At 74.0% G+C, this 14,643-nt stretch carries 13 protein-coding genes; 6 read left to right on the top strand and 7 right to left on the bottom strand.

The window, feature by feature from the left end; genetic code table 11:
• Positions 1-162 precede the first annotated feature (162 nt).
• The gene (locus IG88_RS0135355) at positions 163-1,368 is read left to right on the top strand and encodes a threonine aldolase family protein (protein ID WP_031050237.1); all 1,206 of its coding nucleotides are present in this window, start codon (positions 163-165) and stop codon (positions 1,366-1,368) included.
• Between the two features lie 6 nt (positions 1,369-1,374).
• Here IG88_RS0135355 and IG88_RS43975 read toward each other — a convergent pair whose 3' ends face one another.
• On the bottom strand, positions 1,375-1,602 hold the full coding sequence (locus IG88_RS43975) for a hypothetical protein (RefSeq protein ID WP_031050234.1): 228 nt from the start codon (positions 1,600-1,602) through the stop codon (positions 1,375-1,377).
• A 190-nt stretch (positions 1,603-1,792) separates the two neighbouring features.
• On the opposite strand from IG88_RS43975, the gene IG88_RS0135345 reads away from it, so the two are divergent.
• Positions 1,793-2,899, top strand: a complete 1,107-nt coding sequence (locus tag IG88_RS0135345) for a DUF5937 family protein (RefSeq protein ID WP_031050232.1) — start codon at positions 1,793-1,795, stop codon at positions 2,897-2,899.
• Positions 2,900-2,924: 25 nt separating this feature from the next.
• Here IG88_RS0135345 and IG88_RS0135340 read toward each other — a convergent pair whose 3' ends face one another.
• The 3 genes from IG88_RS0135340 to IG88_RS0135330 all read right to left on the bottom strand — a co-directional run bounded on the left by IG88_RS0135340 (position 2,925) and on the right by IG88_RS0135330 (position 5,607).
• On the bottom strand, positions 2,925-3,584 hold the full coding sequence (locus IG88_RS0135340; protein WP_031050230.1) for an AAA family ATPase: 660 nt from the start codon (positions 3,582-3,584) through the stop codon (positions 2,925-2,927).
• 84 nt (positions 3,585-3,668) lie between these two features.
• A complete protein-coding gene (locus IG88_RS0135335; RefSeq protein ID WP_030404811.1) occupies positions 3,669-4,343 on the bottom strand; it encodes a response regulator in 675 nt (224 codons plus the stop codon).
• Positions 4,344-4,404: 61 nt separating this feature from the next.
• Positions 4,405-5,607 carry a sensor histidine kinase gene (locus IG88_RS0135330; protein ID WP_031050228.1) on the bottom strand — a complete coding sequence of 401 codons (1,203 nt, stop codon included), beginning with the start codon at positions 5,605-5,607 and terminating at the stop codon, positions 4,405-4,407.
• A gap of 129 nt (positions 5,608-5,736) precedes the next feature.
• Here IG88_RS0135330 and IG88_RS0135325 point away from each other — a divergent pair, with 129 nt between their 5' ends.
• Positions 5,737-6,870, top strand: a complete 1,134-nt coding sequence (locus IG88_RS0135325) for an SAM-dependent methyltransferase (RefSeq protein WP_031050225.1) — start codon at positions 5,737-5,739, stop codon at positions 6,868-6,870.
• On the opposite strand, the gene IG88_RS0135320 is transcribed toward IG88_RS0135325, so the two are convergent.
• Entirely contained in the window at positions 6,835-7,986 is a 1,152-nt protein-coding gene (locus tag IG88_RS0135320; RefSeq protein WP_031050224.1) for an NADH-quinone oxidoreductase subunit D, read from the bottom strand. The two genes, IG88_RS0135325 and IG88_RS0135320, sit on opposite strands and share 36 nt — an antisense overlap.
• A gap of 31 nt (positions 7,987-8,017) precedes the next feature.
• Here IG88_RS0135320 and IG88_RS0135315 point away from each other — a divergent pair, with 31 nt between their 5' ends.
• Together IG88_RS0135315 and IG88_RS0135310 are read left to right on the top strand one after the other, a co-directional pair.
• A complete protein-coding gene (locus IG88_RS0135315) occupies positions 8,018-8,548 on the top strand; it encodes a PH domain-containing protein (protein ID WP_031050222.1) in 531 nt (176 codons plus the stop codon).
• Between the two features lie 119 nt (positions 8,549-8,667).
• Complete coding sequence (locus tag IG88_RS0135310) at positions 8,668-9,942, top strand: PH domain-containing protein (protein WP_051852188.1); 1,275 nt, start codon at positions 8,668-8,670, stop codon at positions 9,940-9,942.
• A 6-nt stretch (positions 9,943-9,948) separates the two neighbouring features.
• Here IG88_RS0135310 and IG88_RS0135305 read toward each other — a convergent pair whose 3' ends face one another.
• Positions 9,949-11,130 (bottom strand): hypothetical protein, encoded by a 1,182-nt coding sequence (locus IG88_RS0135305; RefSeq protein ID WP_051852186.1) that lies wholly within the window; start codon positions 11,128-11,130, stop codon positions 9,949-9,951.
• Positions 11,131-11,268: 138 nt separating this feature from the next.
• On the bottom strand, positions 11,269-12,402 hold the full coding sequence (locus IG88_RS0135300; protein ID WP_031050214.1) for an alpha/beta hydrolase: 1,134 nt from the start codon (positions 12,400-12,402) through the stop codon (positions 11,269-11,271).
• A gap of 182 nt (positions 12,403-12,584) precedes the next feature.
• Between IG88_RS0135300 and IG88_RS0135295 the strand changes: the two genes are divergently transcribed.
• Positions 12,585-14,381, top strand: a complete 1,797-nt coding sequence (locus tag IG88_RS0135295; RefSeq protein ID WP_031050211.1) for a phosphatidylglycerol lysyltransferase domain-containing protein — start codon at positions 12,585-12,587, stop codon at positions 14,379-14,381.
• The last annotated feature ends 262 nt before the right edge of the window (positions 14,382-14,643 follow it).

Here is a 14,643-nt window from a genome sequence, read left to right as displayed (position 1 = left end):
GACGATTTCTCGTCATGTTAACGCGATCGGTCCGGGCGACGTCCGGTTGTCCACAGGCTGTGGGTTTCCGCGCGGCATCGGGACACACACCCGCGCGCGGGTGTCGGAACCTGTGGAGAAACGGGGGTGCCGGGCGGGCGGCCGACGCGACATGATCCCTGCATGAGCGACACGGCAGAGCGAAACGAACAGGCGGAACCGGCGGAACCGGAAGGGCACGGACAGGCGGACCCCGACCAGCGGCGCGACGAACTCCGCAAGCGGCGTGTGGCCGCCCTCCGCGACGCACGGCGCGTGCTCGCCCGCCCCGGCTTCACCGCCACCCTGCGCGAGCGCATCGCCCTGCTGGACGGGGCCGGCGAGGTGTACGACCTCGACGAGATCTCCGACATGTACGGCAACGGCGTCGTGGCGGCCCTGGAGGAGAGGACCGCCGCCCTGCTCGGCACGGAGGCCGCCGCCTTCTTCCCGACCGGCACCATGGCCCAGCAGGTGGCCCTGCGCTGCTGGGCGGGCCGTACCGGCAACCCGGCCGTCGCCCTGCACGGGCTCGGCCACCCCGAACGGCACGAGCGCAACGCCTTCAGCCGGGTGAGCGGGCTGCACCCGGTACGGCTGACCGACGCCCCCCGCCCGCCGACCGCCGACGAGGTGCGCGGCTTCGGGGAACCCTTCGGGACGCTGATGCTGGAGCTGCCGCTCCGCGAGGCCGGCTACCTGCTGCCCACCTGGGAGGAGCTCACCGACGTCGTGGAGGCCGCCCGGGAGCGCGACGCGGTGGTCCACTTCGACGGCGCCCGCCTGTGGGAGTGCACCACCCACTTCGGGCGCCCCCTGGCCGAGATCGCGGGCCTGGCGGACAGCGTGTACGTCTCGTTCTACAAGTCCCTCGACGGCTACGGCGGCGCCGCCCTGGCCGGTCCCCGGACGCTGGTCGAGGAGGCGAAGGCCTGGCGGCACCGGTACGGCGGCCAGGTGTTCCAGCAGTTCCCCACGGCGCTGTCCGCGCTGGCCGGCCTGGAGCGCGAGCTGCCCCGGCTGCCCTCGTACGTGGCCCACGCGCGCGTGGTGGCCGCCGCGCTGCGCGAGGGCCTCGCGGCGGCCGGGCTGCCGTGGGCGCGGGTGCACCCCGAGGTGCCGCACACGCACGAGTTCCAGGTCTGGCTGCCCTGTGCCCCGGACGCCGCGGAAGAGGCGGCGCTGGAGCAGGCCGAGGAGACCGGGGCGATGCTCTTCTCCCGCCCCTGGGACGAGGGCGGCCCCGGTCTCGCCCTCACGGAGGTCTCCGTGGGCGGGGCCGGTCTGGAGTGGACGGCCGACGACGTCCGCGCGGCGGTCGCCGACTTCGCGGCCCGGCTGACCGCCTGACCGGGGTCACCCGGCCGGCCGCCCCAGGGCGCGCGGCCACAGGGACCACCACCGGCGCAGGGCCCGCCGTACACGGCCCTGCGCGGGGCGGCCGGCGAGGACCGCCTCGAACTGGCGGCGGTCGCGCCACTCGCGCACGACCTGCCAGTCGTGGGCGCCGGGCGCGGGCGGCGCGGGCTCGCCGAGCTGCCGGGCGCGGTAGGTGTCGAGGAGGTACTGCTGCGTGATGCTCATGGCGGACCGCCCTTCCGGGAGAGTGTGAATGAGGGATGGGGTGAGGGTGGGGGAGGGTGGGGCGGGGCGCGGGCTCCGCGGCTGCCCCGACGTCCCCAGGCTGCTCCGGCCCGTGCCCCGCGGTCGCGCCGATTGACGGGGGCGGTCAATCGGCGGCTGCGTTGTCAGTGGCCGCGTGCACCATGGGGGCATGAGCGTGCGCATCGACATCACGGGGCTGCGGCCGGAGAGGGTCGCCGTCGTGCCCTCCCCGCTGGCCGAGCTGGGCATGGCGCTGCACGCGCTGTCCGAGCCGGGGCACCACCCGGGGCTGCAGGGCTGGGTGACGGGCGTGACCGCGCGGCTGGACTCGCACCTGGCGGACCGGATGTGCGAGGCCGACTTCCTGTGGCGGACGACGTTCTCGGACCTGTTCATGCCGTTCGCCGGGGTGCCGGGCCGCAGCACCCTGCCCGGCGCCACCCTCGCCGACGACCTGGACCTCCTCGACAAGCTGTCCGACGAGCAGTTCGTCGACGCGGCCCTGGAGTTCACCTGCGCGCTGCCGTACAGCACGGGCGGGGCCTCGGCGCTGGACGACCCCGTGGCGCGGCGCCGCGCGCTGGACCTGGCCGCCGCGCGGGGACCGCAGCAACTGCGCTTCAGCGAGCGCCTGCTCGCCGATCCGCCGCGCATCCGGGACTGGCTGCGGCAGTTCGCGCGGGACTGCGACGAGGCGTTCTTCGCCGAGACCTGGTCCCGGGTGCGCCACCAGCTCGCGGCGGACGCCCGGCTCAAGACGGACCTGCTGCGCCACAAGGGCCTCGCCGAGGCGCTGGCCGCCGTGTCCGCGGCGGTGACGCTGGAGGAGGGCGCCGCCCGGATCACCGTCGACAAGCTGGGCGACGGCCGCACCGCGACGGCGGACGGCGGCCTGCTCCTGGTCCCGACCAGCCTCGGCTGGCCGCACCTGATGGTCCTGCACCGGTACGCCTGGCAGCCGGTGCTGCACTACCCGGTCGGCTCCCCCGAGCTGGCCGCACCGCCCTCGGTCGAGCAGCTCACGATGCGGCTGTCCGCCCTGTCCCACCCGGTGCGGATGCGGATCTGCCGGTATCTGGCCCGCAGCGCGTACACCACGGGCGAGCTGGCGCAGGTGCACGGCATGACGGCTCCCGAGATATCCCGGCACCTGGGCGTGCTGAAGAAGGCGGGCCTGATCACCACCCGCCGGCGCGGCCGGTACGTCCTGCACCAGTTGGACGTCGGCGTGGTGGCCCGGCTGGGCAGCGACTTCCTGGAGGGCATCCTGCGGTAGCCGCCCCGCCGCGGCCGAAGGCCGGTCAGTCGAACCGGATGTGCCGGATCCCGACCCGCACCTGCCTCATCCGGGTGCGCAGCGCGCCCTCGGTGTTGGGTTCCAGGGTGAGTCCCGCGAGGACGGCGATGCGGTCGGCGGTCTTGGGGACGGTCGTGCGGTCCGTCCACAGGTGCTCGGCGAACTCGGGCTCGGCCAGCTTCTCCAGGCAGTGGTCGAGCCGTCGCACGGCCCAGCTCTCCCGGCGCGGTCCGCCGCCCTTCCCCGACACATACCGCAGGGCCTGCCCGAGCCCGCGTTCGCGCAGCCGCCGCAGGACGGTCTCGCGTTCGGCGAGGAGGGTGAAGTGGTGGACGTCGTGGCCCAGTTCGCGCAGCCGGCCGACGGTCTCGGCGAAGTACCCGGAGTCGGTGACCGTCATGGGCACGACCACGACGCCGTCGTGCCGGGTGAGGGCCAGGTCCAGCACCTCCACGACGCCCTGCCGCCAGGAGACCAGGTCCTGGAAATCGTCGATCAGCGGCCCCGGGCCGCGGGCTTCCCGCAGCTCGGGCGGCAGCATGCGGCGCAGGCCGAAGCCGGCGTGCTCGGGGTCGCAGACGACGCTGCCGGGGAGCCGGCGCCGTATCTCGTACGCGGTCTGTGTTTTTCCGCCCCCGAAGGGGCCGTTGATCCACAGGAGCATGCGCAGACCCTACCGACGCGGGGCCCCGCGCACAGGCCCGTCAGCCCGTCGGTCTCGGTCCGTCGGTCCGTCGGTCCCCGGCCGTCAGCCGTGCCCGCCGCCGGCCCGCACCAGCCCGGTCTCGTAGGCGAGGACCACCACCTGCACGCGGTCGCGCAGGCCCAGCTTGGTCAGGATGCGGCCCACGTGCGTCTTCACGGTCGCCTCCGACAGCACCAGGCGCGCCGCGATCTCGCCGTTGGACAGGCCCTGCGCCACCAGCACCATCACCTCGCGCTCCCGCTCGGTGAGCCGCTGCAGCTCCTTCTGCCGGGGCTCCTGTCCGGTGGCCGGCAGCATCGGCGCGAACCGGTCCAGGAGCCGCCGGGTGGTGGAGGGGGCGACCACCGCGTCGCCGCTGTGCACCGAGCGGATCGCCGCGAGCAGTTCGCCGGGCGGCACGTCCTTGAGCATGAAGCCGGAGGCGCCCGCCTTCAGCGCCGAGAACGCGTACTCGTCGAGGTCGAAGGTGGTCAGGATCAGCACCTTCGGGGCGTCCGGGTCCACGCAGATCCGGCTGGTGGTCTCCACGCCGTCGAGCTTGGGCATGCGGACGTCCATCAGGACGACGTCCACGGCGGTCGAGCGCAGCACCTGGAGGGCCTCGACGCCGTCGCCCGCCTCCGCGACGACTTCCATGTCCGGCTGGGCCGCCAGCACCATCCGGAACCCGGTGCGCAGCAGCACCTGGTCGTCGACGAGCATCACGCGGATCGCCATCGGGTCTCTTCTTCCTTCGCCTTACAGGTGTCAACGCCGTACACGCGTACGGGCGCGGTGGTCACGCGGGCTTCAGCGGCAGCAGCGCGCTGATGCGGAATCCTCCGCCGGGACGCGGGCCCGCGTCCAGGGTGCCGCCGACCATGCCGATCCGCTCCCGCATGCCGATCAGGCCGTGGCCCTGGCCGTCGAGGCCGCCCTCCTCGTACAGCTCGTGCGGGGCGCCCTTGCCGTCGTCCTCGATGAGCAGCCCGAGACCGTCGTCGAAGTAGACCAGGCGCACGCTCGCGCCCGCGTTCTCCCCGCCGTGCTTGCGGGTGTTGGTCAGCGCCTCCTGCACGATGCGGTACGCGGTCAGCTCCACACCGCTGGGCAGTTGTCTGGGAGTGCCCTCGACCTTGAAGTCGACGGGCAGCCCGGAGGAGCGGCACTGCTCGACGAGGTCCTCGATCTGCTGGACGTCGGGCTGCGGGACGTACTCCCCCGCCTCCTGGTGCTCGCCGGTGCGCAGCACGCCGAGCAGGCGGCGCATCTCCGCGAGGGCCTGCCGGCCGGTGGAGGAGATGGTCTCCAGTGCCTTCCTCGCCTGGTCGGGCGCCGCGTCCATGACATAGGCGGCGCCGTCGGCCTGCACCACCATGACGGAGACGTTGTGGGCGACCACGTCGTGCAGCTCGCGCGCGATCCGGGCGCGCTCGGCGGCGACCGCCACCTTGGCCTGCGCCTCGCGCTCCTTCTCCAGCCGGGTCGCACGCTCCTCCAACTGCGCGAAGTAGGCGCGGCGGGTGCGGACGGAGTCGCCGAGCACCCAGGCGAGGGCGAAGGGGACCGCCTGGAAGACGGTCACGGCGACGGTGGGGCCCATGCCCAGCTCGCTGTCCGCCCAGCGCAACTGGGCCAGCGGTGCCGCGCACAGCCCCGTGACCAGTGCGGTCCGGGAGGCCCAGCGGGCGCCGGTCGCCGCCACGGTGTAGATGATCACCAGGAAGGCGAAGTCGGCGGGCATCGTCGAGACGTCGAGTACGAGCTGCCCCAGGCCCAGCGCGACGGCGAGCAGCAGCATCCACTCCGGCATCCGCTGGCGCAGCGCCATCACGACGCCGAGCAGCACCACGATGGGCAGGATCAGCGCCAGGCTGTCCGTGCCGTCCGCCCGCGTCCCCGGGGTCGCCGCGGAAACGACGGAGATTCCGAGCACGACGAGGGCCCAGAAGGTGTCGACCCCGGTCGGGTGTCTGCGGAGGAAGTCGTAGAGGCGCTGCACGTAACCCAGCGTAGGGAAGCGAAATAGGTGCAGGGGTCAACCGAAGGACCGATCCGCGCCCCCCGCGCGTACTCCGCAAGGTGGAGGCTCCGCTCTTCTGTGCCCCCGTCGCACCCCTAACCTGAGCCCGTGACACCAGGGACGGCGGGACACAGCGGGGCTCGCGAGACGCATGGGGAGTGGCGGGGCTGGCGCCGGGCCGCGCAGGACGCCCTGTACGGACCCGGGGGGTTCTACCGCACCGCGGCCGAGGGCCCGGCCGGGCACTTCCGGACGTCCGTGCACGCCTCGCCGCTGTTCGCGGGGGCGGTGGCCCGGCTGCTGTGCCGGGTCGACGAGGCCCTGGGGCACCCGGCCGCGCTGGACTTCGTCGACATGGCGGCGGGTCGGGGCGAGCTGGTCACCGGTGTGCTGGCGGCCCTGCCGGCCGGGGTGGCCGCCCGCACGCGCGCGTACGCCGTCGAGGTCGCCGCCCGCCCCGAGGGCCTCGACCGGCGGGTCCGCTGGCTCGCCGAGCCGCCGGACGGCGTCACCGGGCTGCTGTTCGCCAACGAGTGGCTGGACAACGTACCGGTGGAGGTGGCACAGGTCGACGCCGCGGGTGTGGCGCGGCGGGTGCTCGTCCGCCGCGACGGGGCCGAGCGGCTCGGGGAGCCGGTGACCGGGGCGGAGGCCGAGTGGCTGGCCCGGTGGTGGCCGCTGGCCGGCGAGGAGGGGCTGCGGGCGGAGATCGGACTGCCCCGCGACGCGGCCTGGGCGTCCGCCGTGGCGACGCTGGAGGCCGGGCTGGCGGTGGCCGCCGACTACGCGCACACCGCGACCGCCCGCCCGCCCTTCGGGACGCTCACCGGCTTCCGGGACGGGCGGGAGACGGAGCCGGTGCCGGACGGGTCGTGCGACCTCACCGCACACGTGGCGCTGGACGCATGCGCGGCCGCCCCCACCGCGTGCGCGACCGCCGCCCCCGCAGGAGCTGCGACCGGACCCACCGCGAGGTGCGCGCCGGAGCACACGCCCCCGGACGCGCTTCTGCGCCCCCAGCGCGAGGCCCTGCACGCGCTCGGTGTCACCGGCGCACGACCCCCTCTGGCGCTGGCCTCCACCGACCCGGCGGCGTACGTACGGGCCCTCGCGGACGCCTCCGAGGCCGCCGAGCTGACCGCGCCGGGCGGGCTCGGCGACTTCGTGTGGCTGTTGCAGCCGGTGGGGGCGGTGGACGCCGCCGCGCTACTTGTCGATGTCGCCGACCACGAAGAACAGTGACCCCAGGATCGCCACCATGTCCGCGACCAGCGTCCCGGGCAGCAGGTCCGCCAGCGCCTGGATGTTGTTGTACGACGCCGAGCGCAGCTTCAGCCGGTACGGGGTCTTCTCGCCCTTGCTGACCAGGTAGTAGCCGTTGATGCCGAGCGGGTTCTCGGTCCAGGCGTAGGTGTGGCCCTCGGGCGCCTTCAGCACCTTGGGGAGCCGCTGGTTGACCGGCCCGGGCGCCAGCTCGGCCAGGCGGTCCAGGCAGGCGTCGGCGAGGTCGAGGGCGTTGTGCGTCTGCTCCAGGAGGCACTCGAAGCGGGCCAGGCAGTCGCCCTCGGTGCGGGTGACGACCTTCAGGGTGTCCTGGAGCTCGCCGTAGGCCAGATAGGGCTCGTCGCGGCGCAGGTCGAAGTCGATGCCGGACGCCCGCGCGATCGGCCCGCTGACGCCGTAGGCGTGCACGGCCTCGGGGGACAACACGCCCACGCCCCGCGTGCGCCCCCGGAAGATCTCGTTGCCGAGGACCAGGTCGTCGAAGACGTCCATGCGCGGGCGCACGGCGGCGACGGCGGCACGCGCGCGCGTGGTCCAGCCCGCCGGAAGGTCCTCCTTGAGGCCGCCGACGCGGTTGAACATGTAGTGCATGCGCCCGCCGGAGACCTCCTCCATCACGTTCTGGAGGACCTCCCGCTCCCGGAAGGCGTAGAAGACCGGGGTGATGCCGCCCAGCTCCAGTGGGTACGACCCCAGGAACATCAGGTGGTTGAGCACCCGGTTCAGCTCGGCGAGCAGCGTGCGCGTCCACACCGCGCGCGTGGGGACCTCCATGCCGAGCATCCGCTCGACGGCGAGGACGACGCCCAGCTCGTTGGAGAACGCCGACAACCAGTCGTGGCGGTTGGCGAGCATGATGATCTGACGGTAGTCACGGGCCTCGAACAGCTTCTCCGCGCCGCGGTGCATGTAGCCGATCACCGGCTCGGCGCTGGTGATGCGCTCGCCGTCCAGGACCAGCCTGAGCCGCAGCACCCCGTGGGTGGACGGGTGCTGGGGGCCGATGTTGAGCACCATGTCGGTGCTCTCCGCGGCACCGCCGATTCCGACCGTGGTCTCCGTCGTGGGAGTCATGAACCCAGTCTCCCCTACGTACGCTGGCCCCATGGAGACGGGGAGCCCGGACGGCACGGGCACGGCGGGGTCGGCGCATGCGACGGGTCCCTCGCGGGAGGAACCGGAGTGGACCGGCCTGCCACCGGGGCTGTTGCACATGCGGCGGCTGTTGCTGGTGGTGTGGCTGGGCCTGCTGACACTCGCGGCGGGCGTGCTGCCCGCGCTGTTCCTCGGCCCCGCCTGGTCCGCCCTGGCGCTCCCGCCACTGGCCCTGCTGGCCTGGGGCTGGTCGATGCTGGCCCGCAACTGGCGCTCCTGGCGGTACGCCGAGCGCGCCGACGACCTGCTGATCAGCCGGGGCGTGCTGTGGCGGGAGGAGACCGTCGTCCCCTACGGGCGCATGCAACTGGTCGAGGTGACCTCCGGGCCGGTCGAGCGGCACTTCGGCCTGGCCAGCGTGCAACTGCACACGGCCGCCGCCGCGACCGACGCGACCATCCCCGGCCTCGACCCGGCCGAGGCGGAACGCCTGCGCGACCGGCTCACCGAACTGGGCGAGGCCCGATCGGCCGGGCTGTGAACGGGTCCGGAGAGGAGTACGACGCCCTCGGCAGGCCCGGGTCCGGCCCGGCCGGGACCCCGGCGGAAGCCGCCCGCACTGCCGCCGACGCGCCCGCCGACGGGGTCACCGAGCGGCGCCTGCACCCCGTCACGCCCCTGCGGCGGGCCTGGGCGCCCGTCGCCGTGCTCGTCGGATGGGCCGTGCACGACCCCGACCAGGCGCAGCGCCAACTGACCCGGCTGACCACGACCCACCTGCTGCTGGGCCTGGCCGTCCTGATCCCGGCCGCCGCCCTGTACGGCTTCCTCACCTGGTGGTTCACCCACTACGCGGTGACCGCCACCGAGCTGCGCATCCGCACCGGACTGCTGTTCCGCCGCACCGCGCACATCCGCCTGGAACGCCTCCAGGCCGTCGACGTCACCCAGCCCCTGCTGGCCCGGGTCGCGGGGGTCGCCAAGCTCAAGCTCGACGTCATAGGCACCGGCAAGAAGGACGAACTGGCCTTCCTCGGCGCCGACGAGGCCCGCGCGCTGCGGGCCGAACTGCTCGCGCGCGCGGCGGGCTTCGCACCCGAGACCGCGCACGAGGTCGGCGAGGCCCCCGCGCGGCAACTGCTGCGGGTGCCGCCCGGCGTCCTCGCCGTCTCCCTCCTGCTGACCGGCGCCACCTGGGGCACGCTGCTCGCCGCCGCCGTCGTACCGACGCTGCTGTGGCTGGCCACCCACAACCTGTGGACGGTGCTGGCGACCGCCGTACCGCTGGTGGGCGCCGCGGGCGCGCGCAGCGCCGGCCGGTTCGTCGGGGAGTACGACTGGACGGTGGCCGAGTCCCCGGACGGGCTCCGCATCGACCACGGCCTGCTGGACCGCGCCCACGAGACGGTGCCGCCGGGCCGGGTGCAGACCGTGCGCATCGTGGAGCCGCTGCTGTGGCGGCGGCGCCGCTGGGTGCGGGTGGAGCTGGACGTGGCCGGATCGTCGAACTCCCTCCTGCTGCCGGTCGCCCCGCGCGAGATCACCGAGTCGGTCGTCGCGCGGGTGCTGCCCGGGGTGACCGTGCCGACGGGGCAGGCGCTGTCCCGACCACCGCGACGGGCGGGGCGGTGCCGCCCGCTGTGGTGGCGCGGCCACGGACTTGCCGTCACCGGCGCCGTCTTCGCCGCCCGGCACGGCCTGCTGCGCCGCAGCCTGGCGCTGGTGCCGCACGCCAAGGTGCAGAGCGTCCGCCTCACGCAGGGACCCCTGCGGCGTGCCCTGCGGCTGGCCGACGTCCATGTGGACACCGGGGCGAACAACACGGTGACCGCGGGCCTGCGCGACGCCGCCGAGGCCGCGGAGCTGCTGCGCGGGCAGGCGGAACGCTCCCGGACCGGCCGCCGGGACGCCCCGCCGGACCGCTGGATGGCCTGAGCGCGATCAGGAGACCGCGCTGCGCAGCCCCTGTACGTCGATCTGCTCGGTCTCGTCGTGCGCCGTCAGGTCGATCACCTGGCTGACCTCCCGGGACTCCTCACCGGCCGGCTTGAAGGAGACCTCGGCCTCGGCCTTGTGCAGGGCGAGCGCCTCCTGGCCGACCACGTCGGCGAGGTCCTCGTTCTGGACGGTCTCCAGGGCGGCGTCGGAGGCCGCCGCGTTCACCGCGCCCTCGGGAGCCTTGGTCCCGAAGAAGTCGAAGCCGCCCTCGACCACCGGGCGCCGCGCGGGAGCCGCCGGTACGACAGCCACCGCGGTCGGCACCGTGAAGTGCCCGTCGGCCCGCCGGGTGGGCTGCGCGGGCGACGCGTCCGACGGGCTCGCCGGGGAGGCGGCGGTGCGCCCGTGCCCGTCGGCCGCCTCGGACCGCCCCTGCGCGCCGCCCTCCGGCGCCTGCGGCCCCGCGTCGGCCGCCGCGCCCTCGCCGCCGCCACCGTCCCCGTCGTCGTCGCCACCGCCGGAGCCACCGGCCCGGTGATCACGGCCCCGCCCGGCCAGGCGGACCAGCGCGACGTCCGCGCGCAGGTACAGCCCGGAGCCCTCGGGCGAGAAGGCCCGGGGAAGGGCGACCTCTTCCTCGGCGGCCTTCTCCTCGGCCACCGTCCCTGCCGTCCCCGGCGTCTCCGGCACCGGCGCGGACCGGGCCGCCGGCAGTGCGGGCACCTGCGGCACGGCCTCTATCTCCAGCAGGCGGCGGCCCTCCAGCGCGCTGGCGCGCTCGGTCTCCGCCGTGGCGTAGCGCCGCAGCAGCGAGGCGTGCTCGTTGCGCAGCCCGGCCAGTTCGGTGCGCTTGGCGCGCAGCCGGTGCTCCAGCTTCTGCCGCAGCTCGCGCGACTCCTCCAGGTCCGACTCCAGTTCGGCGACCCGCTCCTCGAACCGCCACTCGTCACTGGCCCGCGCGCGCGTGAGGTCGGCCACCTTCCGACCCGCCTGGGCGTCCCAGTGCCGCATGACGACGGCGCCGACCACGGCCGTCACCGCGGCGGCGGCGGCCAGTGCGCGCAGGATCAGGGCCTCGCTGAACAACCAGGGCCCGACGGCGCAAACGACCGAAACGCCTGCGATCGCCGACGGAGGAAGCAGCCTGTGCAGAGGCGGGGAATGGCGGTGACGTCCACGTGGCATGGCCAGAAACTTACCGCGCGTAGGCGATTCTTGGCGCCCCGCCCCGTAAAAACACCGCCGTCCCGGCCGTGTTCACAGGACACCCGTAATCCACACCCCGGCGAAGACGGAATCAATACCCCCGGATTCCATGATCATTTACAACTCGCGCCCCTCGCCCAGCCGCTCGTCCAGCCACCGCAGCGTCGCGGGAATCTCCCGCCGCCAGGTATTGAAGTTGTGCCCGCCGCTTTCCAGGATGATCGACGAGATCCGCGTCGGCTTCCTGCCCTTCACCAACTCGATGAACTTCATCGTGTCCTTGTAGTTCGTCTCGCCGCTCCGGCTGCTGGTGACGAGCAGCGAAGTGTCCGGCGCGGGCAGGTTCTTGAAGCTCCACCACAGGCTGGCCCGGTTCTCGCGGTCCTTGTCGCCCTGGAAGAGATCACCCGTGGTGGGGTCGTTCGGCGCGTCGTAGTACGGCGAGAGCCCGGCCCCGGCGGCGAACACGTCCGGATGGTGCGCGGCCAGCTTCAGGGCGCAGTAACCGCCGGTCGAGTTGCCGACGACACCCCAGCTCCGCGGCCCCTTGTCCACCCGGTAGTGGGCACTCACCGCCCGGGGCAGGTCCTCGGCGAAGAACGTCTCCGTCTGCGGCCCGCCCGGCACGTCGACGCACTCCGTGTCGCGCGGCGGCGCCACCGTCGGCCGCAGCATCACGAGGATCATCGGCCGCATCCGCCCGGCCTTCGCCAACTCCAGTGCTGTACGCGGGTAATGGAGCTTTTCCACCAATGCCTCGGCGGTACCCGGATAGCCGGTCAGGACGACGGCCGCGGGAAAGGTGCGGTCCCGGTGGCGCGCCTGGAAGTACTCCGGCGGCAGGTACACGAACGCGGGAGAAACGATCCGTGACGCGCGCCCGGCGACCTGTATCTCCTCGACCCGCCCCGAGACCTCCGGGCGTGTCCCGCCCGCGGGCGTCACCCGCCGCTTTCCGACCACCTGCAACGGCCCGCCGTCCGCGTCGGCCGAGTGGTCCACGACCACCCCCTGGCCGTCCTCCTGTCCGAACAGGTCGGCCCAACTGCCGTAGAAACCGAAGGACTGATTGGCCACCAGTCCCACCGCCGCGAAGACCGCCACCTGGGTGGCGAGCAGCAGACCCACCCTGGCGAGCACGGCCCGCACACTCCGCCGCGCCAGGCGCGGCCACAGCCACACCGTCCCGGCGAACAGCAGCACACCCGCCGCCACCGCCAACGCCAGCACCTTGTCGCTCGTCAGCCCCATGCCCTTGCCTACCGCCTGCTTCCCTGTGCCCGTTCGCCCGGGCTTTGTGACCGGGAGAGTGAACCTCTCCCTCCAAGACACCGTCCTAGAGGGCGCAATGTCGCCGGATGCCCGTTACGGGCCCGGATCCACGGTCTCTCGCAGAACTAACAGGTGCGATGTCTGTCAGGACAGATGAGGAAATGTCGGGCGGGGTTCCGACGACTCCCACCCGCATACGCCGCGTGGTGCGCGGCCCCCGCCCGGAGAACGTCCCCCTCTTCGTCGGCCGCGCCTGCGTGCTCGTCGGCCTGCTGGACATCGCGGCCGGCGTCTTCCCGCGCTTCCGGCACAGCCGCATGCACGCGCTGGCCGAGGTCCTGCCCGGCGCCTTCGGCCCCTTCGCCGCCGCCCTCTCCCTCAGCGCCGGCGTCCTGCTCCTCCTGCTCGCCCACGGCCTCAAGCGCCGCAAGCGCCGGGCCTGGCGGGCGGCCGTGGCCCTGCTCCCGCTCGGCGCCGTCGCACAGCTCACCTACCGCCACTCCTTCCTCGGCGTACTGATCTCCCTGGCCCTGCTGGCCCCCCTCCTGCGCCACCGCGACCAGTTCGCCGCCCTTCCCGACCCGCGCAGCCGCTGGCGGGCCCTGACCAACTTCGTCCTGATGTCCGCCGGTTCCCTCCTCCTCGGCCTGCTCGTCGTCAACGCCCACCCGCACCGCATGCTCGGCGACCCCAGCCTGGCCGACCGGCTCACCCACGTCCTGTACGGCCTGTTCGGCGTCGAGGGCCCGGTCGACTACCGGGGCAACACCTCCTGGACGGTGGCCTTCTCCCTCGGCGCCCTCGGCCTCCTGACCGCCGTCACCACCATCTACCTGGCCTTCCGCCCCGAACACCCCGCGGCCCGCCTCACCGAGGACGACGAGACCCGGCTGCGCGCCCTCCTCGCCCGGCACGGCGGCCGCGACTCCCTCGGCCACTTCGCGCTGCGCCGCGACAAGGCCGTCGTCTTCTCCCCCAGCGGCAAGGCCGCCGTCACCTACCGCGTCGTCTCCGGCGTGATGCTGGCCAGCGGCGACCCGATCGGCGACGTGGAGGCGTGGCCCGGCGCCATCGAACGCTTCATGGACGAGGCCCGCTCCCACTCCTGGACGCCCGCCGTCATGGGCTGCTCCGAGACCGGCGGCGAGGTCTGGACCCGCGAGACCGGCCTCGACGCCCTCGAACTGGGCGACGAGGCGGTGGTGGACGTGGCGGATTTCTCCCTCGCCGGCCGCGCGATGCGCAACGTGCGCCAGATGGTCAAGCGCATCGAGCGGGCCGGTTACGAGACCCGGGTACGGCGCGTGGCTGACCTGTCCGAGGCCGAACTGGACCGCGTCCGCCGCGCCGCCGACGCCTGGCGCGGCACCGACACCGAGCGCGGCTTCTCCATGGCCCTGGGCCGCGTCGGCGACCCGGCCGACGGCGACTGCCTGATAGCGACGGCCCACAAGCAGGACACGGAACCCGGCGAGTTCGGCGACCTGAAGGCGGTCCTGCACTTCGTGCCGTGGGGCCCGGACGGGGCGTCCCTGGACCTCATGCGCCGCGACCGCGCGGCCGACCCCGGCATGAACGAACTCCTGATCGTGGCCGCGCTCCAGGCCGCCCCGAAACTGGGCATCGCGCGGGTGTCGCTGAACTTCGCGATGTTCCGCGCGGCGCTCGCACGGGGCGAGAAGATCGGCGCGGGCCCGGTCCTGCGCGCGTGGCGCGGTCTGCTGGTGTTCCTGTCCCGCTGGTTCCAGATCGAGTCCCTGTACAAGTTCAACGCGAAGTTCCGGCCCCGGTGGGAGCCGCGCTTCGTCGTCTACCGCCGCTCGGCCGACCTCCCCCGCATCGGCTTCGCGGCGATGCAGGCGGAGGGCTTCGTCACGGTGCCGCTGCCGCGGTTCCTGCGCCGCCGTACGCCGACACGGCGCCCTTGCCCCCACCAGACGCCCGCCCGGGCGGCGTGAGAATCGCCCGGCGCGGGGCCGCGTTGCCCGGTACGGCGGGGTTGGGCACGTGGCCCGGTGTTTCGGGGTGCCGCGCGTGGGTGCGGGGGCGGGGGCACGTGGTCCGACGTTGCGGGGTTGCCCGGCGCTGATGCGGGCGGGGTGGGGTCGCGAGCCCGGCGCCGGCGGGGTGCCGCTGCGCCCACCCGTGCCGCCCCAGCGGCACGACTGCCCGCAGCTAGGGGCGGCTGGCGACCACCCGCAGCCGCGGCGGGAAGGGCGA

Source organism: Streptomyces sp. NRRL F-5650, from assembly GCF_000721365.1.
Lineage (GTDB): Bacteria > Actinomycetota > Actinomycetes > Streptomycetales > Streptomycetaceae > Streptomyces > Streptomyces ardesiacus.
This window is presented reverse-complemented; position numbering and strand designations above follow the sequence as displayed.

Coding starts and splice junctions, on each gene's coding strand:
- IG88_RS0135355 (WP_031050237.1), top strand. CDS start 163: ATGAGCGACACGGCAGAGCGAAACGAACAGGCGGAACCGGCGGAACCG.
- IG88_RS0135315 (WP_031050222.1), top strand. CDS start 8,018: ATGGAGACGGGGAGCCCGGACGGCACGGGCACGGCGGGGTCGGCGCAT.
- IG88_RS0135340 (WP_031050230.1), bottom strand. CDS start 3,584: ATGCTCCTGTGGATCAACGGCCCCTTCGGGGGCGGAAAAACACAGACC.
- IG88_RS43975 (WP_031050234.1), bottom strand. CDS start 1,602: ATGAGCATCACGCAGCAGTACCTCCTCGACACCTACCGCGCCCGGCAG.
- IG88_RS0135300 (WP_031050214.1), bottom strand. CDS start 12,402: ATGGGGCTGACGAGCGACAAGGTGCTGGCGTTGGCGGTGGCGGCGGGT.
- IG88_RS0135320 (WP_031050224.1), bottom strand. CDS start 7,986: ATGACTCCCACGACGGAGACCACGGTCGGAATCGGCGGTGCCGCGGAG.
- IG88_RS0135345 (WP_031050232.1), top strand. CDS start 1,793: ATGAGCGTGCGCATCGACATCACGGGGCTGCGGCCGGAGAGGGTCGCC.
- IG88_RS0135335 (WP_030404811.1), bottom strand. CDS start 4,343: ATGGCGATCCGCGTGATGCTCGTCGACGACCAGGTGCTGCTGCGCACC.
- IG88_RS0135295 (WP_031050211.1), top strand. CDS start 12,585: ATGTCGGGCGGGGTTCCGACGACTCCCACCCGCATACGCCGCGTGGTG.
- IG88_RS0135305 (WP_051852186.1), bottom strand. CDS start 11,130: ATGCCACGTGGACGTCACCGCCATTCCCCGCCTCTGCACAGGCTGCTT.